This window comes from Pseudomonas sp. NFXW11 (assembly GCF_049887815.1).
GTDB lineage: Bacteria > Pseudomonadota > Gammaproteobacteria > Pseudomonadales > Pseudomonadaceae > Aquipseudomonas.
Map to the genome: position 1 here is coordinate 59,192 of NZ_JAGEKI010000025.1, position 23,989 is coordinate 83,180.

At 65.0% G+C, this 23,989-nt stretch carries 21 protein-coding genes and 2 pseudogenes; 15 read left to right on the forward strand and 8 right to left on the reverse strand.

Features of this window, described 5'->3' with window-relative positions:
- Positions 1–64: 64 nt before the first annotated feature.
- Both J4P02_RS28225 and rtcR read right to left on the reverse strand, forming a co-directional pair.
- On the reverse strand, positions 65–862 hold the full coding sequence (locus J4P02_RS28225; RefSeq protein WP_426196619.1) for a DUF4349 domain-containing protein: 798 nt from the start codon (positions 860–862) through the stop codon (positions 65–67).
- An 87-nt stretch (positions 863–949) separates the two neighbouring features.
- Entirely contained in the window at positions 950–2,563 is a 1,614-nt protein-coding gene (gene rtcR / locus J4P02_RS28230; RefSeq protein WP_426196621.1) for an RNA repair transcriptional activator RtcR, read from the reverse strand.
- A 204-nt stretch (positions 2,564–2,767) separates the two neighbouring features.
- Here rtcR and J4P02_RS28235 point away from each other — a divergent pair, with 204 nt between their 5' ends.
- The 11 genes and pseudogenes from J4P02_RS28235 to J4P02_RS28285 all read left to right on the forward strand — a co-directional run.
- Positions 2,768–4,318: a vWA domain-containing protein gene (locus J4P02_RS28235; RefSeq protein WP_426196624.1), complete on the forward strand. Its 1,551-nt coding sequence runs from the start codon at positions 2,768–2,770 to the stop codon at positions 4,316–4,318.
- Between the two features lie 631 nt (positions 4,319–4,949).
- On the forward strand, positions 4,950–6,176 hold the full coding sequence (locus J4P02_RS28240) for an RtcB family protein (protein ID WP_426196626.1): 1,227 nt from the start codon (positions 4,950–4,952) through the stop codon (positions 6,174–6,176).
- A 4-nt stretch (positions 6,177–6,180) separates the two neighbouring features.
- Complete coding sequence (locus J4P02_RS28245; protein ID WP_426196628.1) at positions 6,181–7,524, forward strand: HEAT repeat domain-containing protein; 1,344 nt, start codon at positions 6,181–6,183, stop codon at positions 7,522–7,524.
- Between the two features lie 17 nt (positions 7,525–7,541).
- A complete protein-coding gene (locus J4P02_RS28250; protein WP_426196630.1) occupies positions 7,542–8,189 on the forward strand; it encodes a hypothetical protein in 648 nt (215 codons plus the stop codon).
- Between the two features lie 13 nt (positions 8,190–8,202).
- Complete coding sequence (locus J4P02_RS28255; protein ID WP_426196632.1) at positions 8,203–8,994, forward strand: nucleotidyltransferase domain-containing protein; 792 nt, start codon at positions 8,203–8,205, stop codon at positions 8,992–8,994.
- A gap of 8 nt (positions 8,995–9,002) precedes the next feature.
- Positions 9,003–10,031: an RNA 3'-terminal phosphate cyclase gene (rtcA, locus tag J4P02_RS28260; RefSeq protein ID WP_426196634.1), complete on the forward strand. Its 1,029-nt coding sequence runs from the start codon at positions 9,003–9,005 to the stop codon at positions 10,029–10,031.
- Positions 10,032–10,241: 210 nt separating this feature from the next.
- Positions 10,242–11,348: a M50 family metallopeptidase gene (locus tag J4P02_RS28265; protein ID WP_426196636.1), complete on the forward strand. Its 1,107-nt coding sequence runs from the start codon at positions 10,242–10,244 to the stop codon at positions 11,346–11,348.
- A gap of 86 nt (positions 11,349–11,434) precedes the next feature.
- Entirely contained in the window at positions 11,435–11,728 is a 294-nt protein-coding gene (locus tag J4P02_RS28270; RefSeq protein ID WP_426196638.1) for a DUF3144 domain-containing protein, read from the forward strand.
- Positions 11,729–11,973: 245 nt separating this feature from the next.
- Complete coding sequence (locus tag J4P02_RS28275) at positions 11,974–12,390, forward strand: fascin domain-containing protein (protein ID WP_426196640.1); 417 nt, start codon at positions 11,974–11,976, stop codon at positions 12,388–12,390.
- Between the two features lie 440 nt (positions 12,391–12,830).
- Positions 12,831–13,466, forward strand: a pseudogene (locus J4P02_RS28280) (cache domain-containing protein); the annotation flags it as partial.
- Between the two features lie 609 nt (positions 13,467–14,075).
- Positions 14,076–14,588, forward strand: a pseudogene (locus J4P02_RS28285) (methyl-accepting chemotaxis protein); the annotation flags it as partial.
- Positions 14,589–14,648: 60 nt separating this feature from the next.
- On the opposite strand, the gene J4P02_RS28290 reads toward J4P02_RS28285, so the two are convergent.
- Positions 14,649–15,104, reverse strand: a complete 456-nt coding sequence (locus J4P02_RS28290) for a hypothetical protein (RefSeq protein WP_426196642.1) — start codon at positions 15,102–15,104, stop codon at positions 14,649–14,651.
- 27 nt (positions 15,105–15,131) lie between these two features.
- Positions 15,132–16,037: a LysR family transcriptional regulator gene (locus J4P02_RS28295; protein ID WP_426196644.1), complete on the reverse strand. Its 906-nt coding sequence runs from the start codon at positions 16,035–16,037 to the stop codon at positions 15,132–15,134.
- A gap of 126 nt (positions 16,038–16,163) precedes the next feature.
- On the opposite strand from J4P02_RS28295, the gene J4P02_RS28300 reads away from it, so the two are divergent.
- Together J4P02_RS28300 and J4P02_RS28305 are read left to right on the forward strand one after the other, a co-directional pair.
- Positions 16,164–17,639: an MFS transporter gene (locus J4P02_RS28300; protein WP_426196646.1), complete on the forward strand. Its 1,476-nt coding sequence runs from the start codon at positions 16,164–16,166 to the stop codon at positions 17,637–17,639.
- Positions 17,640–17,676: 37 nt separating this feature from the next.
- Positions 17,677–19,401: an alkaline phosphatase D family protein gene (locus tag J4P02_RS28305; RefSeq protein ID WP_426196648.1), complete on the forward strand. Its 1,725-nt coding sequence runs from the start codon at positions 17,677–17,679 to the stop codon at positions 19,399–19,401.
- A gap of 6 nt (positions 19,402–19,407) precedes the next feature.
- On the opposite strand, the gene lysA is transcribed toward J4P02_RS28305, so the two are convergent.
- Positions 19,408–20,640: a diaminopimelate decarboxylase gene (gene lysA / locus J4P02_RS28310; protein ID WP_426196650.1), complete on the reverse strand. Its 1,233-nt coding sequence runs from the start codon at positions 20,638–20,640 to the stop codon at positions 19,408–19,410.
- A 130-nt stretch (positions 20,641–20,770) separates the two neighbouring features.
- Here lysA and J4P02_RS28315 point away from each other — a divergent pair, with 130 nt between their 5' ends.
- Positions 20,771–21,694 carry a LysR family transcriptional regulator gene (locus J4P02_RS28315; protein WP_426196652.1) on the forward strand — a complete coding sequence of 308 codons (924 nt, stop codon included), beginning with the start codon at positions 20,771–20,773 and terminating at the stop codon, positions 21,692–21,694.
- Positions 21,695–21,863: 169 nt separating this feature from the next.
- Positions 21,864–22,166, forward strand: a complete 303-nt coding sequence (locus J4P02_RS28320) for a hypothetical protein (RefSeq protein ID WP_426196654.1) — start codon at positions 21,864–21,866, stop codon at positions 22,164–22,166.
- 140 nt (positions 22,167–22,306) lie between these two features.
- Here the strand turns inward: J4P02_RS28320 and J4P02_RS28325 are convergent, their stop codons facing one another.
- The 3 genes from J4P02_RS28325 to J4P02_RS28335 form a co-directional block, all read right to left on the reverse strand.
- A complete protein-coding gene (locus J4P02_RS28325; protein WP_426196656.1) occupies positions 22,307–22,885 on the reverse strand; it encodes a hypothetical protein in 579 nt (192 codons plus the stop codon).
- Entirely contained in the window at positions 22,876–23,268 is a 393-nt protein-coding gene (locus J4P02_RS28330) for a hypothetical protein (RefSeq protein WP_426196658.1), read from the reverse strand. Before J4P02_RS28330 ends, J4P02_RS28325 begins: the two co-directional genes overlap by 10 nt.
- 629 nt (positions 23,269–23,897) lie before the next feature.
- On the reverse strand, positions 23,898–23,989 hold a 92-nt coding region (locus J4P02_RS28335; protein ID WP_426196665.1), incomplete at its 5' end, for a hypothetical protein.

Consider the following 23,989-nt stretch of genomic DNA (forward strand, 5'->3'; position numbering starts at 1 on the left):
TGAGGGCGCAGCAAGGCTTGCGGGCCTCTTCGCCGGCAAGCCGGCTCCTACGTTTCTGCGGGGGTTATGGGCGACGGCGTACGAACTTGCGCCACAGCCAGACCCAGAGCAGGGCCAGGGGGAACGCCAGGATCAGGAAGGGCAGCACGTAGCTGCCTTTCTCCAGGGCCTCGCCCGTGCCATCGGCCAGGTTGTCCAGCAGGTTGCTGAAGGCGCGCTTGAGTTTCGACTCACGCTGGATGCCGTCGCTGGGGATGAAGTTCAGGGTCAGGCGGTTGGTGTCCAGGCGACGTTGCTGGCCGGCGGCGACCTGGGCCAGGGCCTGCAGATCGTTCTCGATGCCGGCCTGTTCCTTGCTCAGGGCGATCAGGTCGCTGACGCTGATGTCCTTGCGCGTGGCCAGTTCATCCAGGCGCTGTTGCTGGGCCTTGAGCCGCTGTTGCTGGCGCTGCACATCGGCCACGGCGTCGGCCAGGTCTTCGGCGCTGGTGATGCGTTCGCCCAGTTCCGCCCCTGCGGAGGCTTGCTGCACCAAGGGCTCGACGCCCTGGGGCACGATGCGCAGCACCACCTGGGCGCGATACTTGCCTTGTTCCAGGCGCAGCACGTTACAGGCGCCGAACTGGGCCTTTTCGCAGGCCTCGCGGGTTTGCGCCAGGCGTGGGCCGATCTCTGCATTGGGCAGGGACAGGGTCAGCTCATGCTCATAGGCCAGCTGTGCGCCGGCCTGGCCCTGGGCGCCTTCGAGGGCGGCGCCGCTGCCCTTGTGGTCGCTGGGCGAGCAGGCGCTGAGGGCCAGGGCGGCGAACAGGGCCAAGGTCAGTCGGCGGGGAATGGAAAGGCGATCGTCCTGATACTGCATGGTGGTTCCTTGATGGGGTAAAGCTGCGCGCGGGGCGCAGGCGCGCATCTTAGCTTTGTTGCCGAATACCCTGCATCGGGTTGTGAATTATTTTCTCGAGTCGTCCGGGTTGAGCTGCTTCCAGTCCAGGCCGAAGCGCGCCAGGTACTTGCGCAGGCGATCGGCGTCGTTGGGGTTGGCCTTGCCCAGGCGCGACACGCCGAACAGCCGGCGCCCGGCATCCGAGAGGCTGTCGGCGCTTCGGCATTCGGCAATCACGGCCTTGAGCTGCAGGCGGTCGAACAGGTCCAGTTGCAGATCATCCCCCAGCAGGTGTTGCAGTTCATCCCGGCTGTTTTCCAGGCCCCAGGCATGGCGCAGGCGTTCGATCTCTTCCTCTACCTGGGCCTGGTCGATGCGCCCGCTGTCGGCCAGGGTGGCCATGCGGGTGATGGACGCCGACAGCTCGCGGAAGTTGCCCAGCCACGCGGCCTCGCTGGAGCTGGCGAACGCCAGGTAGCGACGCCGCGCCTCCAGGTTGAAGCGCACCCATTGCCCCTGTTCCCGGGCATGGCGCTCCAGCTCGAAATCGATGTTCGGCTCGATGTCTTCGCGGCGCCCGGCCAGCCCCGGCAGGTTGAAGGTCCAGAGGTTGATCCGCGCATACAGGTCTTCACGGAACAGCCCTTCGGCCACTCGGCTGCGCAGGTCGCGGTGGGTGCCGGCGATGATCAGGAAGTCGCTGGCCACTTCCTGGTCCGAACCCATGGGGAAGAAGCGTTTCTCCTCGATGGCCTTGAGCAGCATCGCCTGTTCGTCCAGGCCCAGTTCGCCGATCTCGTCGAGAAACAGCATGCCGCCATCCGCCGCCCGCAGCAGGCCGTCCCGGGCGTTCTGGGCGCCGGTGAAGGCGCCCTTGGTATGCCCGAACAGCGCCGACATGGCGCCGTCGCCGCGCAGGGTGGCGCAGTTGACCTCGACAAAGCGCCCCTGCACCTGATGCCGGCCGCGCTTGAGCTCATAGATGCGCCGGGCCAGGAACGACTTGCCGGCACCGGTGGGGCCGATCAGCAGCATTGGTGCCTTGGAGCGCAGCCCCACTCGTTCGATCTGTTCGATGGAGCGGTTGAAGGCAGCGTTGCGGGTGGCGATCCCGGACTTGAGAAAGGCCAGGCCCTCCAGGCGCTTGTGGGCGAAGCGCGAGGCGATGCGGTCGTAGCGCGACAGGTCGAGGTCGATCAGTGCATGGGTGCCGGTGGCGTGTTCACTGGGGTCGCGGCGCCGCGCCGGCGAGGTCTGGATCAGGCGCCCCGGCAAAAAGCGCGCCTCGGTCAGCAGGAACCAGCAGATCTGCGCCACGTGGGTGCCGGTGGTGATGTGTACCAGGTAGTCCTCGCGCTCGGTGTCGAAGGGGTAGGCGCTGGTGAAGTCGTGCAGGGCGGCGTACACCTCCTCGAAATCCCAGGGGTTGTTCAAGCCCATTGGGTGCAGGTGCACCTCGGTTTCCGGGGAGACCTGGCGCACATCATTGGCCACCCGCTCGGCCAGGCTGACATCGCGGGCGTCCAGGCCGTGGATCAGTTCCAGGCGATTGATCAGCACATCCTGCTGCTGGCACAGGCCGACCGTGGGGCGCCAATGGCTCCAGCGGTTGGCGCCCTTGCCGACGCGATCGAGGGTGGAACCGACAAAGCCGATGGCGACCGTGGACTTGCCCGACATGTTTATACCTGAAGATAAATTGCGATAAGAAAGGATATGAAATTATCGAGCCCGGTGTCCTGGAAAAATACCGACAAGAACCTAGATAAAAATAAAAACTTTATAAATCAATAAGTTAAAAAATATTCTCAGTAAAAAAATAAAGCTGGCACAGCGTCTGCAATATCTCTGGCAACGAACAAGACAACAGAGCGAGACGCCAAGATGGCCAACCACCAGCTGTTCAATACCCAACAGGCACAAGCGCCAGCGAGCAACACCCTGAACGCTTCCAAGGCCCCGGCCTATGCCTACAGCGCCAAGCATCGCCTGGCCCAGCTGGCGGTCACCGGTTGCCTGAACTCGACCTTCTACACCTCGCCTGAAGATCAGCTGGAAGCGGTGCTGCAACTGGTGGGTGAACTGGACAGCCGTTTCGTCGCCCAGGCCGCGCGTTACGCTCGGCAAAAAGGCCATATGAAGGACATGCCGGCGCTGCTGCTGGCGGCGCTGACCGCGCAACGCTCGGCCCTGGTGCCGGAGCTGTTCGCCCAGGTGGTGGACAACGGCAAGATGCTGCGCAACTTCGTGCAGATCCTGCGCAGTGGCGCCACCGGGCGCAAATCCCTGGGTTCGCAGCCCAAGCGCCTGGTGCAGAACTGGCTGAACACGGCCACCGAGCGCCAGCTGCTGCAGGCCTCGATCGGCAACCAGCCGTCCCTGGCGGACGTGGTGAAGATGGTTCACCCCAAGCCAGCTGAAGCCTGGCGCGAAGCCTTCTTCGCCTGGCTGATCGGCAAGCCGGTGGATGCGGCGGCGCTGCCGGAGCTGACTCGGGATCTGCTGGCGTTTCGCAGTGGTGCGAGCCAGCAGGTGCCCCAGGTGCCGTTCCAGCTGTTGGGCAACGAGGCATTGAGTGCCCAGCAATGGGCCGAACAGGCGCGCAACATGGGCTGGCAGGGGCTGCGCATGAACCTCAACACCCTGGCTCGCCATGGCGCCTTCCAGGTGCCGGGTTGCACCGAGTACGTGGCGGCGCGGCTGGCCGATGCCGGCGAGGTGGCCAAGGCTCGGGTCTACCCCTACCAGTTGCTGGCGGCGTACCGCATGGCTGGCGACCAGGTGCCGCAGCCGGTGCGTGAGGCACTGCAGGATGCCCTGGAGCTGTCCCTGGCCAATGTGCCGGCATTGCCGGGCCAGGTGGTGGTCTGCCCGGATGTCTCGGGCTCGATGCACAGCCCGGTCACCGGCTATCGCCCGGGGGCCACCACGGCGGTGCGCTGCATCGATGTGGCGGCCCTGGTGGCGGCCGCGGTGTTGCGCAAGCAGCCGGCGGCGCGGGTCATGCCGTTCGAGGTGGGGGTGGTGAATATCCACCTCAACCCGCGGGACAGCGTGATGAGCAATGCGCAGAAGCTGGCGGACATCGGCGGGGGCGGCACCAACTGCTCGGCGCCCCTGGCGCAACTGGCCAATGCCAAGAGTCGCGTGGACACCCTGATCCTGGTCTCGGACAACGAGTCGTGGATCGATGCGCGGCGCCGTGGGGCCACCGAAACTATGCGTCAGTGGGAGCGGATCAAGGCCATCAACCCGCAGGCGCGGCTGGTGTGCATCGATATGCAGCCGGGGGCCAGCACCCAGGCCCCGGACCGCGAGGACATCCTCAACGTCGGTGGCTTCAGCGATGCGGTGTTCGATGTGATTGCCCAGTTCGTCGCGGGCAACTACGGTGCGCAGCACTGGGTGAAGGCGATCGAGGACGTGGGTCGCTGATCCACCGAATATGAGGTAGAAACCGCGCCGGTGATCCGGCGCACAACCAAGCGTTTTCAATCATTGGCCCTGAATGCCGCTGTGACTACATCAAAAAGGCGTCACAGCAACTGTTGTCAGGGCCGGTGAGGGCACGAATGCCAGTGGCTGTACATTCTGGTGATGCCGGTTCGATTCCGGCGCTCAGTCACTTCTTTTGTCGTGTCACCCATTTACGATTTTCGCGACGAATGCTGATGGAACTACATCCAAGGTTCGAGGTGCGGGTTCGAGTCCCGCCGGTGCTGGAAAACGGCGCCGTGGTTCAACGGGCAGAACACGAGTGCATGTTTCATCGATTCTTGTCGTCGCAGTTTTTCCCCGCCTCGGCGGGATGGCAGCGAATGCCACGGGTACTACAGGGTGTCGCGGGTTCGAACCCCGCCAGCCGCAAGGCTGTAGCTCAGTGGGTAGAGCAAATGTGCCTGTTCCCTTGTCGCTGCCCGCAGGCCCGGCCTGCACTGAACAACGCTGTCCCGTAGGAGCTGGCTTGCCAGCGAAGAGGTCCCCGAGATCGTCTTCTGCGCCCCGGCTCCTGCACACCCTATTGAACAAGGCCGAATCAACGGCCACAGGAAAAAGAGTCAACGACATGGAACAGAAAACCTACCAATTGCTGGAAGTTGCCAACGGTAAGCCGATCAAGATGTGGACCCAGGGCGTGCCCGTGGAAAACGAGGCCCGCCAGCAGTTGATGAACACCGCGAAGATGCCCTTTATCTTCAAGCACCTGGCGGTGATGCCCGATGTGCACCTGGGTAAGGGGTCGACCATCGGTAGCGTGATCCCCACAGTGGGCGCGATCATCCCGGCCGCGGTGGGGGTGGATATCGGTTGCGGAATGATCGCCGCCCGCACTTCGCTGACCGCTGCCGACCTGCCGGATAGCCTGGCCGGGTTGCGCAGCGCCATCGAGGCGGCGGTGCCCCACGGCCGTACCTCGCCGCGCAGCGGTCGGGATAAGGGCGCCTGGGGTGAAGTGCCGCAACCGGCCGACCTGGCCTGGGCGGCCTTGCAACCGCGGTTCAAGGCGATCACCGATAAGTACCCGGCGCTGGCCAACAGCAACAACCGCCAGCACCTGGGAACCCTCGGTGGGGGTAACCACTTCATCGAGGTGTGCCTGGATGAGGCCAACCGGGTCTGGTTCATGCTGCATAGCGGTTCCCGTGGTGTAGGTAACGCCATCGGCAACCTGTTCATCCAGCTGGCCCAGAAGGATATGCGCCAGCATATCGCCAACCTGCCGGACCGCGACCTGGCCTACTTCGAGGAAGGCAGCCAGCACTTCGACGATTACGTGGAAGCCGTGGCCTGGGCCCAGGATTTTGCCCGGATGAACCGCGAACTGATGATGCAACTGGTGATCCAGGCCACCCGCCAGGTGATCAGCAAGCCCTTCGAGGTGGCGCTGGAGGCGGTGAACTGCCACCACAACTACGTGCAGAAGGAGCGCCACTTCGGTGAAGAGGTGCTGGTGACCCGCAAGGGCGCGGTGTCGGCGAAGAAGGGTGAGCTAGGGATCATTCCCGGGTCGATGGGGGCCAAGAGCTTTATCGTTCGCGGCCTGGGTAACGAGGAGGCGTTCTGCTCCTGCAGCCACGGTGCGGGGCGTACCATGAGCCGCACCAAGGCCAAGAACACCTTCACCCTGGCCGACCAGATCCGCGCAACCGCCCATGTGGAGTGCCGTAAGGACGAAGCGGTGATCGATGAAATCCCGATGGCCTACAAGGACATCGAACAAGTGATGCACGCCCAGCGCGAGCTGGTGGAAGTGCTGCACACCCTGCGTCAGGTGGTGTGCGTAAAGGGGTAGGAATATGCAAGACATGGAAGCGTTGATGGCGGTCCCGCATGGTTGGCATTACCAGCTGAGCGACTATGAAGCCCGACGGGTGCAAGAGGTACTGGACAGCCAGGACAGGCCCAGCGCCTGGCTGGAACTGAGCCGCTTCGGCAATGGTTTCGTGCGTCAGGCGGCGGTACGCGGCCTGGCCGCGCAGCCTTCGGCCGAGGCCCTGGCGGCGCTGCTGGAACGGCTCAACGATTGGGTGCCCCAGGTGCGTCAGGAAGCGGCTGCGGCAATCGAAGCCTACTGGCTGGAGGAGCACGTCGGGTTGCTGTTGCAGAGTCTTTCACCGTTGCTGGCCCTGGCTGGCAAGCGGCGCGCCGATCATGGCGCGACCCTGGAGCGGGCCACGGCCATATTGCAGTTGGCCCAGGTGCGTGCCGGGGTAGAAGAGGCCTTTGGCCGTTTGTGGGGCAAGGCCGCACGCTTTGTCTTCGAGCTGCTGCTCAAGGATGCCGAGGACCTGCCGGCGTTACTGGCCCTGGCCTTGGGTCACCCTGAGGTGAGCGTGCGGCAGATGGCGGTGGATGCCTGTGCCGAGCTACCGGCGGAGCAGGCGCTGCCCTTGCTGGAAGAGGTGATGCGCAGTTGCGGCGCCAGCGTTCGGGTCAAGGCCCTGCGCTTGCTGTTGCCGCTGTTGGCCGACCCTCGGGATTATCTGCGCCAGGCCTTGCTCGACCCTTCCGGGGCCTTGCGTTGCCTGGCCCATTGGGCGGCGCCGCGACACGACCTGGACCCGCGCCAGGTGTTACTGGAGCGCTTGCAGCAACCGGCCCCGAGCAACAAGCGCCAGTGGCTGGGGCTGCTGGGATTGGTGCGGGAACTGCAGGAGCCCCGGGCCGATGCCATGGTGCAGCAAGCCCTGGCTTCGCCGGCGCCGAAGGTGCGTCTGCTGGCCTTGCAAACCCTGGGGGAGCGCGGCTTGCCCCAGCAGTTGCAGGCCCTGGACGATGCTTCGGACAAGGTCTTCGACTGCGCCCTGGGCCTGTTGCACGAGCAACCCTGGGCGGTGTTCGACGAAGCCCTGGAGCAGCGTCTCGACCAGCACTGGCATGACCTGCCCAAAGCGCGGCGCTGGGCCATGCTGGGGCTCAAGCCGGCCTGGCGCCAACTGGAGTACCTGCTGTGGCGCCTGGGCCAGGAGGCCGATCAGGCGGAGTACTGGCGCGGGGTTCTGGGCCGCTGGTGCAACGCCCGTTACGCGATGTTCGACCCGGTTACTCCCAAGCCCCTGCGTGAAACCCTGGTGCAGCGTGTGCAGGCGATGGAAGAGGCCGGTGAACTGCCCGCGGGTTCGCTCAAGCGCCTGTTGTGATTCAAGGAGTAAGTAGCATGGCGTCACCCTTGCTGAGCGTGGTGGACAACCCGCAGATCCCGGCCCTGCGCCGGTTGCTGAAAGAGGCGTACTGCGTCTTCGATTTCATCGTGCTGGAGGTGGCGGCAGAGGCCAGGGTCGATCTGCAACTGCACCGCGAAGCCCTCGATGCCCTGTATCGGCAATTGCAGGAAGAGGCTTGCGAGGCGCGCAGGCGGCTACGCCAAGACCCGCGTTACGCCGATATCGGCGAACCCGAGCCGATGCGTTGGGAGGTGCAGCGGGCCGAGGCCCGGGTGCTGGACCCCGAGCAAGTTCAGCAACTGGCCCAGGCCCGTCCGCTGGAGGGGCATCAGGGGTTGTACCGGGCCTTTCTGCACCCGCCCTACGGCACCCGTTTCGCCGCCGACGGCGAGCCGCCGGAGGCGATCTTCCAGCGCTGGCTGACGCTGCTGGGGCTGGAGCCCCAGGCGCAGCCAGAGGTGATCGACTGGGTGGCCAACCTGCAGCTGGATTGGCAGGCCGAGGAAACCGAGGGGCCCGAGGTGTTGCCCTGGAGCGTTTATTTTGACGAGGGCCTGGAGTGGTGGGGCGTCTGGTGCCTGAGCATCTGGAACCCCGAGCGCCGGACCCTGGCGGTACTGATGGCCAGTGCCACCGATTGAACAGGATGTGGACATGCACGTAGTAGAAGAACTTCACCCGCTGAGCGACGCCATGCGCGCCCGGGTACTGGACGAGCTGGCGCGGATCGAGCGCGAGCGCAATGTGCAGGTGCTGTATGCCTGCGAATCGGGCAGTCGGGCCTGGGGCTTTGCCTCCACCGACAGTGATTACGATGTGCGTTTCGTCTATGTGGAGAAGCCCGAGTGGTTTATCCAGGTGGATGCCGGGCGCGATGTGATTGAACGGCCTTTGGACGATGAGCTGGATATCAGCGGTTGGGAGCTGCGCAAGACCCTGGGGCTGTTGCGCAAGTCCAACCCGACCCTGCTGGAATGGCTGGATTCGCCCCTGGTGTATCGCAGCGAGCCTGGGGCCACGGCTCGGCTGCGGGAGCTGGCGCAGGCGTTCTACAGCCCGCCGGCGGCGCGCAATCATTATCTGTCGATGGCCAAGAAGACTTTCGTAGCCCATTTGCAGGACGAGACGTTGCGCTTCAAAAAATACTTTTATGCGCTGCGGCCATTGCTGGCGGTGCGCTGGATCGATCAGGGGCGCGGCCGCCCGCCGATGACCTTTGCCGAGCTGCTGACCACAGTGGAGCATCAGCCTTTGCTGGATGAAGTCGAGGCGTTACTGGCGCGCAAGCGCAACGCCGCCGAAGCTGCTTGCGGTCCACGATTGCCGGCGCTGCACGCCTTTATCGCCAGCGAGCTGGAACGCCCGGTGCCGAAGCTTGCGCGCACCCACCAAGACAATGCGCTACTGGACGCCTACCTGCGGGAAACCGTCCGCCAATACGCTTAAGGACCATGATGAAACAGGATGTAATCGAGCTGGACGGCGCCATCGGCGGCGGCCAGGTGCTGCGCAGTGCCCTGAGCCTTGCCATGCTCAGCGGCAAGACCCTGCGCCTGCACAATATTCGCGCCCGGCGCAGCCGCCCGGGGCTGCTGCGCCAGCACCTGACAGCAGTCCAGGCCGCGACCCAGGTGTGTGGCGCGAACACCACCGGGGCCGAGCTGGGTTCCCAGGTGTTGAGCTTTGAACCGGGGCCGATCCGTGGCGGTGACTACCGCTTCGCCATCGGCACCGCCGGCAGTTGCACCCTGGTGTTGCAGACCTTGCTGCCAGCCCTGCTGCAGGCCCCCGAGCCGAGCCGGGTGAGCATCAGCGGTGGCACCCACAACCCCTTGGCGCCGCCGCTGGATTTCCTCCAGCAGGCCTGGCTGCCGCAGCTGCGGCGCATGGGCGCGCGGGTGGAGCTGCAACTGCTGCGCCACGGTTTTGTCCCGGCCGGTGGGGGTGAGCTGGAAGCCTTTATCCAGCCTTCCAAGCTACAGCCCCTGCATCTGCTGGAGCGCGGCGCGTTGCTGGGGCGGCGGGCCTGGGCCCTGAGTGCCGGTTTGCCCGAGCATGTGGCGGAGCGTGAGTTGCGTCGGGTGCACAACCGCCTGCAACTGCCTCGGGAACAGTTGAGCCCGGTGCAACTGGATGAGCAATACGGGCCGGGCAATGTGCTGTTGCTGGAGTACGCCTACGAGCACCTGACCGAGCTGTTCAGCGGCTTCGGGCAGAACAGCCTGCGGGCGGAAAAGGTCGCCGACGGCGCCATCGACCAGGCCCTCGACTGGCTGCAGTCCGGCACCGCGGTGGCCGAGCACCTGGCCGACCAGTTGCTGCTGCCCATGGCCCTGGCCGGTGGCGGCAGCTTGACCACGCCGCGCATGACCGAGCACCTGGCGAGCAATATCCAGGTGATCGAGGCGTTCCTGCCGGTGCGTATCCAGGCTCATGTGCTGAGCGAGCAACAGCTGCGGCTGGAGTGTCGCGCCCTGGCGTGATCCTCGCGGACTTGTGTCGGCGCTGGCCGGGCGGCGTTCTGCTTGCGAGTGAAGGCGCCCGCAAGAGCAACGCAAGGCTCAAGGGCCTCTTCGCCGGCAAGCCGGCTCATACCCGGCAGGATGGCAGCGCCGCAGGTTGATTTTCCGGCAGAGAAGCTGGCAGTCTGCGCGCCCGCCACAGAGGCGGTTTCATTTTCAGGGAAGCAGGCAATGGATAGCAGTATCGGGCGCAAGGTCTGGGTCAGGGTATTGGCGGTGTTGCAGGGGGCGGTGTTGCTCAGCGGCTGGTTTTTTGCCGCCTTGATCCTGGGCTTCACCATCAAGTCCGAATTGCAGCCGTTACTGGCCATGTTCCTTGCCTCGCTGCTGGCGGTTCTCGGCCTGGTGGTGCATGAAGGCGGGCATTACCTCGGCGCGCGGCTGTGTGGCATGCCGGTGTTGCTGGCGCGGGTCGCTGCGGTGGAAATCCAGGTGCTGCGTCGCGGCTGGCGCCTGCGCTGGTCGCCGCAGCTCAAGCGCAATCGCCTGGGCGGCTATGTACTGGCGGCTAGCAACCCGCAGCGCCCGTGGCGTGGACAGTGGATGGTCATGGTGCTGTTCGGTCCCTTGCTGAATCTGCTGGTGGGCGCCGTCGCCGTGGCCCTCGGGCTGCATCTGCAGGGTGTGCCCGGGGCTATTGCCCTGGCCTTTGCCGTGAGCAACCTGAGTACAGGGCTGGGCAACCTGATACCGACAATGCGGGTGTTGCCCAGCGACGGCATGGTCATGCTGGGCTGGTTGCAGCACCGCGACGATCAGCGTCCGGAGCTGGCCCAGGCGCGGCTGCTGGCGCTGACCGTGGCCGGTGTACCCAGTGCCGAGCTGCCGCAGTCGGATATCACCCTGTTGGCTGCGGGTGCCATGCCCGAGCCGCTGATTGCTTTCAGCTACCGGCTCAATGCCCGGCAGGATCAGGGCGATTGGCCAGGGGTGTTGCAGATGGAGCAGGAGCTCGAGCAACTGCTGGCGGATCGAGCGGCGGAACTGACCGGCATGAGCACCCTGATCGAATTGCTGCGGGGTGAGCTGGCGTTCAGTCGCGCCTATCTGGAGCGCAGCGTCGCCCCCATGCAGGCGGTGCAGATCAACGCCGATACCGACTGGTTCGCCCCCTGGCTGCGGCCACGCGGCGAGGCCCTGGCGGCCTTCCTGGCGGGCGATCGCCAGCGTGGCGAAGAGTACCTGCAGCAGGCGCTGCGGGCGGCGGGCAATAGCCAGGTGCTTTCCCAGGGCAGAAGCGAAGCGCTGCTGGCCGAACAGCTGCGGGCCCTGCCGTAGCCTATTGCGGAAAAGCGTCGGCCGCAGGAAATAAAACTCTTATACTCCGGCGCTTTGTTTTCCCTACCCAGCAAAAGGAATGCCCCTTGGCCAACCAACCGGATAACGAATTCTTCAACCGCGCCGATGCCGTGATCGACCTGGCCAACAGCCAGATTGGCGAATGCAGCCGGGGCAAGGTCAGTGCTTCGCTGATGTATGCCAACGCCCGTTTCAGTGCCTGGATCAGCGCCACCGGTTGCCGCGATGGCGAAGAAATGGCCGCGGCCAAAGAGGAAGCGCTGGAGTTCTTCGTCGGTCAGTTCCGCACCATGCTCGAGGAGAATCTCGACGAATACATCGAGAACTTCGCGCGCTACATGACTCGCGACCCGGAGTGACCCACTCGCCGTACCTTGCTGTCCTGCCTTTGCCTGGCAACGCCCGGGGCTCTATAGCCCCGGGTTGCCAAGGCCCCGCCTGTGCATAGCGCTTTGATCTGAGCCACCTCGGCAGCAGCACTACACTGCGCTTGTGGTCAGCCACCCGGGCCGTCGCACCTCCTGCTCAAGGAGGCCGGTTGCCGGCAGTCAACAGGCTTGCCCTGTAACACTCAGGAACACCCCCATCAGCAAGGAGTGCAACCATGATCGTCATTCCACAACGTGTGATTGAGAACGGCAGTGTCATCTCGCTGCGCGGCGACTCGGGCAACTACATGTCGCGCATGGGCGCGACTGGACTGGAACTGTCCAAGGGCTCCATCGACCAGTACTGCAAGTTCCGGGTGGTGCTGATCCAGATCGGCACCGAGAAGAAGCTGGCGTTGCAGGGCGACAGCGGCAAGTACATGTCGCGCATGGGCGCCACGGGGTTGGAGCTGTCCAAGGACAGCATCGACCAGTACTGTCAGTTCTCCTACGCCATCGATACCGCCAGCGGACAGATTTCCCTGCGTGGCGACAACGGCAAATGGATGTCGCGCATGGGCGAGAAAGGCCTGGAATTGTCCAAGGACGCCATCGACCGGTTCAGCCAGTTCCTGCTGGTGCTCGAAGGTTGATGCACTGACCGCGCCGGTTGCAGGCCGTGAGTGCCTGCGGCCGGCGCATCCTCGTCCGCAGCGGCCCTGGCTGCTGCCTCAGTCCCGATCAGCAGGTTTTTTGTGATCGGCGTCACTCTTTTCTCAAGAGAACCCGGACTTCGGTCGATAAGCTCTGAATGCCTATTGATATGGAGTTCGTCATGGCTTTGCTTCCGGTTCGTCTGTCTCATCGTTTGACCCTCGGCAGCGTGCTGCTGTTGCTGTTCACGGCGTTGGCGGTATTTGCCGTGATGACTTTGCGTGGCCAACCCCGGGTGGTGCAGGCGAGCTCGGCCTTGATCGAGCAGACCGGCAGCGCCATCGTCCGTCAGTTGGCCTTGCAGCTGGCGGGTATCGAGGGGGTGACCGCGAGCATGGCCCACCTGCTGGAAGGCTTGCCCAAGGACCCGGCGCTGGCCATGGCCACCTTGCCCAAGGTGATCGATCACGAAGGCGACAAGGCCATCGCCGGTGGCGGCATCTGGCCCGAGCCCAATGCCTTTGCCCCGGGCGTGGAACGCCGCAGTTTCTTCTGGGCCCGCAGCGATGCCGGGCCGCTGGTCTACTCCGATGACTACAACGCCGCCGGCAGCGCCGGTTATCACCATGAAGCCTGGTACACTGGCGCCCGTAACAGCGCACCGGGCCGTTGCCTGTGGTCCGAGGCCTACCAGGACCCGGTGACCCAGGTGCCGATGACCACCTGCAGCGTGCCCTATCGCCAGGGCGGGGCCTTTGCCGGGGTCGCCACCATCGACCTGCGCCTGGATGACCTGGCACGTTTCCTCAAGGAGCAGGGCGCGGTCACCGGCGGTTATGCCTTCGCCCTGGATCAGGCCGGCAACGTGCTGTATTTCCCCGATGCCCAAGCCGCTGGCGGGACGCAGATGCTCAGCTTCGAGGCCCTGAGCAAGCAGCAGCCCTGGTTGCGTCCGGTGGCCGAGGCCCTGGCCACGGCGGCTCGTCCCGGCCAGGTGCGCAGCCTGGACCTGGCCGAGGATGGCCGCTTGCAGGAGGCCGCGCGGGTCAGCCTGTTCAGCATGCCTGGCAGCGGCTGGACCATTGGCCTGGTGACTCCCGAGGAAAAGGTCACCGGCCTGGCCCGGGCCCTGACCAGCGAAATTCTGCTGTTCTTGCTGCCACTGCTGGCGCTGCTGCTGTTCTGTGCCTGGCTCGGTGGCAACAAGTTGATTGCCCAACTGGAAGAAACCACCCGCCAGATCGATGCCCTGGGCAGTGGCCAGGCCAGCGACAATGCTGAGTTGCACGTGGCCCAGGCCGATGAGATCGGCGCCCTGCGTGGTGCGGTCAACCGCTATGCCGGGCAGTTGCGGCAGATGTTGCAGATGATCGCCAACGAAGCCCGACAGTTGCACAACGAAGCCGGGCGCCTGGGGGAACTGAGCGGCACCCTGGCGCGCCGCGCCGAGCAGCAGCGCCAGGAAAACACCCAGCTGGCCACGGCCATTACCGAGATGTCCTCCAGCGCCCAGGAAGTGGCACAGAACACCAACAACTGCGCCGATACCGCGCGCCAGTCCCTGGTGGTGGTGCAGGACGGCCAGCACAAGGTGGCTGCCAACAGCCAGTCGATCCAGTTGCTGTCCGCGGAAATGGCCGAGGCGTCGTCGGTGATCCAGCGCCTGGAGCAGGACAGCCAGCAGGTTGGTGCGGTGCTGGATGTGATCAAGGCGATTTCCGAGCAGACCAACCTGCTGGCCCTCAACGCCGCCATCGAGGCGGCCCGGGCTGGTGAACAGGGCCGCGGTTTTGCCGTGGTGGCGGATGAAGTGCGCACCCTGGCTGGCCGCACCCAAACCTCGGCCAACGAGATCAGCGGCATGATTGGCGACTTGCAGCAGGCTTCACGCCAGGCGGTGCAGGCGATCCAGTCCGGCGAGAACCGTACCCGCCAGGCGGTGGGCGAGGCCTCCGGGGCTGCGGACGCGCTGTCCAGCACTGTCACCAGCTTCGACGATATCTCCCAGCGTGCGCAGCAGATTGCCGTGGCCGCCCAGCAGCAGAGCCATGTGACCCAGGAGATCAACGAACTGGCGGTGCGCATCCACGCCATCAGCGAAGACAACGCCCGTGACGCCCAGGCCCTGGACAAGGTCAGCGAGGCGATGCAGGCGCTGTCCGGGCGTCTGGCCCACCTCAGTCACGGCCACGCCTGAGGCGCTGTGCGCCCGGGCCCTCGGCGGCCCGGGCGAGTTTCACCCACTCTGCGGGTCGCGTTAGCCGACCCATTCGAGAACTATCAGGAAATTCAGCAGCAGTCCCAATGACACCAAGCCCAATCCAATGAATCCGTCGAACCATGGTGTGCGAGGTGCTATGCGCTTGCTCAAGACGCGGGCAATAGCGGCGCCGATCAGCGCGCCGGGGAAATCGAACAGGTAGAACAGCCAGCCCATGGCATCGATCGGGGAGTTGATCCATAGGCAAAACACTTGCAGGTGTGCGGCCAGCGCCAGGGCCACCCCGGTGAACAGCGCGGCGCTGGGCCGGGTGCACAGCAGCAGGCCGAGGATCAGCGCCTGGGGCAGCCAGTAGGCGCCGAAGTTGCTCCAGAAATAATCCAGGGGCTGCAGTGCCCGTCCGGCAGCCAGCAACAGCCCCCAGAGCAGGGCGGCGATGGCGGGCAGGTAGCGTAGGGGGGCAGTTTGCAGGGCGAGTGAACGGGTAGGCATTGCCGGGTCTCGATGATCAAGGGTGGGTCACAGGGGCGCAGCACCGTCGCTGCAGAGTTCATGGACGCACTGGCGCAGCCAGCGGTGGGCCGGGTCGGCCTCCATGCGCGGGTGCCAGAGCAGGGAGATGGTCATCTCCGGCAGTGCCGCTGGCAGTTCAAAGGCGTGCAGCCCGGCCCGCAGGTTGCTGGTGTGGCGCTCGGGCACCATGGCGATCAGCTCCGAACCCCGAGCCAGGGCCAGGGCCGCGGAAAAACCACTGACCAGGGCCACCACCTCGCGGGTCCGGCCAAGGGCTTGCAGGGCTTCTTCCATGCGCCCGTGAACATGGCCCTGGTGGGACACCAGGATATGTTCGCCGGCCACATAGTCGTCGAGGCTTACCGGGCCTTTGCTGAGCGGGTGATCGGCGCGCACCACGCCGATAAAACGATCGCGGAACAGCGCCCGGGTGCGCAGTTCGGGGCTGGTGTCGGCATCCACCACGGCGGTTTCCAGGTCGACGCTGGCATTGCGCAGGGGCGTGCTGTCGCGGTCCAGCTTGGGCACGAAATGCAGGCGCACCCCGGGGGCCTGCCGGCGCAGGCGGTTGATCAGCGCCGGGCCGAAGTTCTCGACGAAACCGTCGCGGCTGCGCAGGGTGAAGGTGCGTTGCAATTGCCCCAGGTCGATGGCCTCGGCCGGGCGCAGCGCCGCCTGGGCCTGCTCCACCAGTTGCCCAACCTGCTGGCGCAGCTCCAGGGCCCGGGGCGTGGGCACCAGGCCGCGGCCGGCACGTACCAGCAGTGGATCACCGGTGGCCCGGCGCAGGCGTTCCAGGGCCCGGCTCATGGCCGAGGGGCTGAGGTGCAGGCGCTCGGCGGCGCGCGCCACGCTGCCTTCGCTTAGCAGCACGTCCAGGGTCAGCAGCAGGTTCAGGTCGGGAGTCGGCATCGGCGCAATCTAGCACGCCGTCGGCTGACATGGCGTGGCATGCATCAATTATCTGCAAAGGCTGCGTCTTCCGCCTGTATTGGCCCCGGCATAGGCTGGCGCTCATGTCTTGATGGAGTGCCCGCCATGCCTGCTACTGATGCCCAACCCGCCGCTGTCGAGCCTGCCGCCTTGGAACCTGCCGCTGTGGAACCATTGTCGTCCCGGGCCCGTTGGACCCTGGCCAGCCTGTCGCTGGCGATGCTGATGCCCTCCCTGGATGCCAGCATCGCCAATGCCGCGCTGCCGGAACTGGTACGGGCCTTTGCCGCCACCTTCCAGCAGGTGCAGTGGATAGTGCTGGCCTACCTGCTGGTGATTACTACCCTGATTGCCAGTGCCGGGCGCCTGGGCGATCTATTGGGTCGGCGGCGCTTGCTGCTGGGTGGCATTGCGCTGTTCACCCTGGCGTCTGTGCTGTGCGGCCTGGCGCCGGGCCTGGGCTGGCTGTTGGCGGCCCGTGCCCTGCAAGGCCTGGGGGCGGCGGTGATGCTGGCCCTGAGCATGGCCCTGGTGGGCGATGCACTGCCCAAGGCGCGCACCGGCGCGGCCATGGGCCTGCTGGGCAGCATGTCGGCCCTGGGCACCACCCTGGGACCGTCCCTGGGGGGATTGCTGCTGGCGAGTTTCGGCTGGCGCTGGATCTTCCTGGTCAATGTGCCCCTGGGGCTGCTGGCCCTGGTACTGGCCTGGCGCAGCCTGCCGGCAGATCGCCGAGTGGCCGCGGCCAGCGCCTTCGACTACCCCGGGACCTTGCTCCTGGCCTTGAGCCTGGGGGCCTATGCCCTGGCCCTGACCCTGGGCGACAACCCGCTGGCGCCGCTGAACCTGGGGCTGCTGGTGCTGGGCGGGGTGGGAATACTGCTGCTGTTGCGGGTCGAGCGGCGCTCGGCGGCGCCGTTGTTCCAGCCGGCGTTGCTGCGCCGGCCGCAGTTGCGCAGCAGCCTGCTGCTGAACCTGCTGGTGTCCACGGTGATCATGAGCACCTTGGTGGTGGGGCCGTTCTACCTGTCCCACGGGCTGGGGCTGGACAGCGCCCGGGTGGGGTTGTGCCTGTCCCTCGGGCCGCTGGTGGCGACCCTCGCCGGAGTGCCTGGCGGGCGCCTGGTGGACCGCTACGGCGCGCAGCCGCTGTGTCGGCTGGGGCTGTCCGGCATGCTGCTGGGCCTGAGCCTGCTGGCGCTGTTGCCCACGGGCCTGGGGCTGCTGGGCTACCTGCCGCCGCTGGCCTTGGTGACGGCCAGCTATGCGCTGTTCCAGGCCGCCAACAACAGCCTGGTGATGCTCGAGGTGACGCCGGAGCAACGGGGGCTGACGGCGGGCTTGCTGAGCCTGTCGCGCAACCTCGGGCTGATCAGTGGCGCCGCGGCCCTGGGCGCGCTGTTCGCCTGGATCGCGCGGCCGCAAGTGGGCGGCCAGGCCGGCGTCGAGGCGGTGGCCAGCGGCATGCACGCGACCTTCGGAGTGGCTGCCGGGCTGATCCTGCTGGCGCTGCTGCTTGCCTTGTTCGACCGATGGTCCGAGAGGGCGCCGGCGGCTTGTCGGCTTCCGCGCCCGAACTAAGCTTGGCCTGCACACCCCCAGCAAGGAGCAGGTCATCGTGAGCACACTTCGCACGCCGTCCCTCGGGCCTATCGTTGGCCATACCACCGCCACTTCCTGTCGTTTATGGATTGCCGCTTCCGATGCCCTGGACGAGAAGGGCGTGGCGGAGGACATCCGCACCATTGGCGTCATTGGTGTGGTGGGCAGCAACGGCAAGGTTGCCGGCGAGAACATCTACTACTTCCGCCTGCGCCGCGAATACCACCGCACCGGCACCTTCAACCTGGGGGTCGACCTCAACCTGTGGCGTAATGCAGCCGAGCGCAAGCAGCTCAAGCCGTTTCTCCTGACCCCGAGCACCCATTACAAAGTGCGCATGGCTTCGCTCAACGTCGACGACGCGGGCTCGATCGACGACGAGGTGTCCAGCGAGTCGGTGGTGGCGCGCCTGCCCGCGGCCTCGGCCTGGGCCAATGACCTGAACCGCAGCGGCGCCGACAAGGCCTATGTCGAGGCCGAGTTCACCACCCACGCCGCCGAGCCCCAGAAGGCTGGCCCCTTGAGTTTCCTCCTGGGTTCCTGCCGCTATCCAGGGCTGCCGTGGCAGCGGCGGGATTCCGATGCGATCTTCGGCCCCATGCTCAGCGAGCATGACGACAGCAAGTTCGTGCTGATGGTGGGCGACCAGATCTATGCCGACCTGTACAACCGCGCCATCCCCATCGGCCGCGCCGACAGCTACAAGGAATTCGAGGAGCGCTATCACACGGCCTTCGGCTCGCCCTTCATCAGCCGCCTGCTGGCCCACAAACCCACCTACATGATCCTCGACGATCATGAAATCGAAGATAACTGGACCCAGGACCGGATCAGCAAGAACAGCGCCAAGCGCACCTTGTTCAACTGGGCCATGGGCGCCTACATGAGCTACCAGTGGAGCCATGGGCCGCGCTTCGAGGACAGTTATGTGCAGCAGCGGCCAATGAAAGGCAACGACCAGTACCTCAAGCACAATGCGGTGAACCAGCTGTTCTACGACTTCTCCTGCGCCAACTACCCGTTCTTCGTGCTCGATACGCGGACCCAGCGCTTTCTCGAGGATGTGCCCGGTGCCCTGCAAGACAACCACCTGCTGGGCCGGCCCTCACTGCACCCGTCCGAGCCGGGGCAGCTGGACCGGCTGTGCGCCTGGTTGCGGCATATGCAGCAAGACCGGGGCAATGTGCCCAAGTTCATCGTGAGTTCCAGCGTGTTCGTGCCCAACGGCGTGGACACCGCGGGGGATGGGCCGCGCTACGAGCGGCGCAAGAATGAAAGCGATTCCTGGTCGGCCTTCCCGACCACCCGCGCCGCAGTGCTGGAGACCATCGCCAAAGAGGGGGTGCAGAACGTGGTGTTCCTGTCCGGGGACATTCACTGCTCGAACATCTCGCAGTTGGATATCAGGGGCGGCAAGCAGGACATCAAGGCCTTTGCCATTACCTCGTCGGCCTTCTACTGGCCGTTCTCCTTCGCCGACGGCGACCCGGCCGGTTATGTGCACGACTCGGGGTCGGAGCAGACCCCCGACAGCTTCATACTGAAAAACCTGCCGGGCAGGATGGACTACCACACCTGGGCCTTCACCCAGGCCGACAACTTCGCGCGCATCGACCTGGACCCCGGCAAGGCCCAGATCCAGGTGCAGTTCTATGGCGCCGATGGCGCGGCGCTGGTGACCCGCAAGCAGGACGACGCGGTCAACGACCTGCCCGAGCGGTTGCAGCTGTTGCCCTGGTAGCGGGTTTCACAGCCCCAGTTCCAGCGCCAGCAGGTCCGCCAGCGGCTGGCGCCGGCGAATCAGTTTTGCCTGGCCGTTGTCGAACAGCACTTCGGGCAGCAGCGGCCGACTGTTGTAGTTGGAGGACATGCTAGCGCCATAGGCGCCGGTGTCATGCAGCAGCAACAGGTCGCCGACCTGGGCCTGGGGCAGCAGACGCGGGGTCAGGCATTCGTCGTCCTGGGTGAAGATGTCGCCGGATTCGCACAGCGGGCCGCCCACCACGGTCGGCTGTTGCGGGCGCTGTACCGGCTGGCCGCTGGCGTCCAGCAGGCTCATGCCGTGGTAGGCGCCATACATGGCCGGGCGCATCAGGTCGTTGAAGCCGGTGTCCACCAGCACGAAGCGGTGCTGGCCGGCGTCTTTCACCACCCGCACTTCGCTGACCAGGCAGCCGGCCTCGGCCATCAGGAAGCGCCCGGGTTCGATTTCCATGCGCACGCTGTGGCCCAGGTAGGCCTCGATTTCCTCCCGCGGGGCTTTCCAGGCGTTGGCGTAGCGTTGCACGTCCACTGGGCTGTCGCCGTCGCGGTAGGGCGTGGACAGGCCGCCACCGATGGAGAAGGCCTCGATGTCGTGGTCCAGGGATTTGACTGCTGCCAGCATGGCCGCGCCCACCTGTTCCAGGTGGTCGTAGTCGACCCCGGAGCCGATATGCATATGCAGGCCCACCAGGTGCAGGCCGTATTGACGGATCACCGCCAGGGCCTCGCCGACCTGTTCGTGCCAGATGCCGTGCTTGCTGTTCTCGCCGCCGGTGTTGGTCTTGCGGCTATGGCCATGGCCGAAGCCCGGGTTGATCCGCAGCCACACCCGGTGGCCAGGAGACAACTGGCCAAGCTGGCGCAGCATGTCGATGGAACCGGCGTTGACCTCCACCTGCAGCTCCACCACACGCTTGAGGGTGGCTTCGTCGAACAGGTCGCAGGTGAAGACGATGCCCGCATCTTCCGGGCTGAAGCCGGCCAGCAGGGCGCGCTCGATTTCCCCCAGGGACACCGCATCGACCCGTACCCCGGCCTCGCGCACCAGGCGCAGCAGGTGCAGGTTGGACGAGGCTTTCTGCGCGTAGCGCACCACATCGAAGGCTTGCAACTGCTGGATGCGCGCGCGGATGGTGGCGGCGTCATAGCACCACAGCGGGGTGCCGTACTGGCGGGCGGCGGCGACAAGTTGAGCGGGGGCGAAGGGAATGGCCATGATCTGTGCAGTCTGTGGTCAGTGAGAGTGGAGGCAGCATGCCGTTTCCTGGCTATTCAATAAAATATCTATTCTTTGTTGGCTGATTCAGTTTTGATATGGTCTGGATGATTGAACGAGTCTTGCCGCCATGGCTATCTCCCTGCGCCATATCGAAGTGTTCCGCGCCATCATGCAGGCCGGCAGCGTCACCGGCGCGGCGCGCCTGCTGTTCACCTCGCAGCCCACGGTCAGCCGCGAGCTGGCGCGCCTGGAAAGTCTGTCCGGCCTGCGCCTGTTCGACCGCGAAGGCGGGCGCCTGCTGCCCACGGCCCAGGCCCTGCTGTTGCTGGAGGAGGTGGAGCGGGCCTATGTGGGGCTGGAGCGGATCAACAGCGTGGCCCAGTCGATCCGCCGCTTCGAGCACGGCCAGTTGAGCCTGAGCTGCCTGCCACTGTTCTCCCAGACCCTGCTGCCGCGGGTGTGCCAGGACTTCCAGAGCCGGCACCCGGGCATCGGCCTGAGCATCACCGCCCAGGAATCGCCGCTGCTGGAAGAGTCCCTCAGTGCCCAGCGCCATGACCTGGGCCTGACCGAAAGCGAGCACCTGCCCCGGGGCACCCAGGGTGAACTGCTGTTCTGCGCCGACATGCTGTGCATCCTTCCCGAGGGCCATCCGCTGCTGGCCAAGACGCGATTGTCGATGGCGGACTTTAGTGGCCAGAATTTCATCAACCTGTCGGGGCTGGATATCTATCGGCAGACCCTGGACGAGCATTTTCGCCAGGCCGGGGTCGACCGGCGGATCGTGATCGAGACCACCAATGCCGCCTCGGTGTGCGCCATGGTGCGCCAGCAATTGGGCGTGGCGATCATCAACCCCTTGAGCGCCATGGAGGAGGTGGGCAGGGGGCTGGCGATCCGCCCGCTGCAGTTGTCGGTGCCGTACCGGGTAATGCTGATCCGTCCGGACTATCGGCCTTCATCGAATTTCATCGAGGGTTTTTGCCAGTCGTTACGGATCCAGGCCAAAGGGCTGCAAGAGCAGGTGGGGCGGATAGTGCAGGGGGCTTAGAGGCATTCGAGGCCTATGCGCTCTCCAGGGAAAGATGTCCCTCTCGTCTGGCTGTCGACAATTACTGAGGATGGCCTCGGCTGCCGACTGAACCTCTCAAGCGAGTTGGGCGGCAGCATTCTCAGTGCCTACCGACTGAATCCGCTGACGGGTTCCGGAGTTGAAGAAAATGCCTATCGCCATTCATGCACGCAATAACACCGCTGCAGCGCAGCAAGTTGCCATCAGGGCTACCGCCCAGGGCAACAACCTGGCCAATGTGAGCATTCCCGCTCAAGGCAATGTGGTTCTTTATGTGCTGCAAGCCGATACCAATGCCACTCTGTATTTGATCTGCAATGGGGTGACGGCCCAGGCCACCCAGCTGAATGTGGTCTATCACGGCTTCAGCAGTGTGGAACAAGACAGTGACTGGCCCCGCCAATGGACGGTCGAGGGCGCGCCGGACGGCGTACAGCTGGACCTGGCGTAACCAGGAGCCAGCTTGCTGGCGAAGGCGATCTTGCAGGCGCCTTCGCCGGCAGGCGGCACCGGCGTTGAGCGATGAGGCGTGGGGGCTTTCGGGCAGGTTGGGGTGCAGCAGGTCTTCGCGGATAACGGCCTGGCTAGGGCTTAGCGGGTGCCTTCGGACTGATCCACGGACAGGGTCCAGACAATCGAGGTCAGGATGCCCAGGTCGAGCAGCAGGGCTTGCGAGCGAAGAACCTTACGCAAGGCCGGGTAGTCGGCCTTGGTTCTCTTGAAGCTGGTTTTTTCCATTATCTGGATATGCCGGGTAATCGCGGTGACCGCCAGTTCGGCGAGCTGTTTCTCGGTGCTGGGCGTGGCCAGGTCCAGTTCCTTCAAGCGGTTCTGGAAAGCCTCGATGGCGTCTTTTTCCTCGTCCGTGCCGGGCTGGTAGACGATCTTCTGCTCAGGCGCATCGGTGCTGACTTTTTTGAACAGCACCACAGATTGGTTGAAGTGTTGCAACGCCAACGCCTTGGCCTTGCTCGCGTTGTCGCTATCGCGCAACTCCAGATACATCAGCATTTCATGGAAGGCCTGGAAGCCTCTATGGAGCTCGGCGCCGGCTTGGTCCGAGCCTTTGGCCAGGGTTTCGCGGTCCGAGTTGAAGGACGGGCCGGCAGTTGCCTGGAGGCTGGCCAGGCCCGCCAGCAAGATCAGTAACAGGCATTTGATCAGGCGCATTTTCTGCTCTTCGTTATCTGGTCGATGAAGGCGATAAAGGGCGGGGTGTAATACTGCTTGGGGGCGTTCTGCCAATACTCACGAGCCCGCGGGTCGTCGAGGACGAAGCGACACAGGGACAGGTTGAGGGCCTTGAACGGATCGGCGAGCAGGCGTTCGCTCTGCTGCAAGAGGTACACCTGGTAATAGAACGACAGGACCTGGCGCGCCTGAATCTTGCCTTCGCGATAATCCTGTTCGACCTGCATGCCCTGGTCGAGGAGCTTGATCGAGTTCGCCAGTTGGGCATCGCTGGTGGTCTGCTGCAGTTGCATGAAGCTGAAGTACAGGACCGCGACAGTCGCCAGGTTGGCGAGTATCTGAATCCCCTTTGAGATCTTCATGCTGCCTCCCGCAGGTTGGAGCGGGCACGACCCCGGACTGTTTCAGCGGTGAGTCAGTGGGAATAAGTGTTGAAAAACAGGATCGCACCAGCCGTACAGGTTGAATGTAGCTGACGGCTAGAGCGTTGCCAGCGGCCTCCATGGGCCATCGGTCAGGTCGCGAAAAGGTGCAGTGGCGAGGGAGCTCGCTCCCGTTCGGGCGCGTAGCGGCCGCCACACCTGAATCCGCGGTATGACTGATAAAACGCGGATTCAGGTGTCGGGAAGGCTGCGCCTTCCAGCGCGAGCAAGCTCGCTCGCCACAGGGCTGTTCAATCTCGCGACGTGCGACTTGCAGCTGCTCTTCCGTGGCGAGGGAGCTTGCTCCCGTTCGGGCGCGCAGCGGCCGCCCCACCTGAATCCGCAATTGGCCTGACAGGCCGCGTGCTCAGGTTTCGGGAAGGCTGCGCCTTCCAGCGCGAGCAAGCTCGCTCGCCACAGGGCTGTTCAATCTCGCCACGGGCGACTTGCAGCTGCTCTTCCGTGGCGAGGGAGCTTGCTCCCGCTCGGGCGCGCAGCGGCCGCCCCACCTGAATCCGCGATTGGCCTGACAGACCGCGGGCTCAGGTGCCACACACAATAGGAGAGCCCTAGCGTTCGATGGCCAACGCCACACCCTGGCCGCCGCCGATGCACAGGGTCGCCAGGCCTTTCTTGGCATCGCGCTTGTGCATTTCATGCA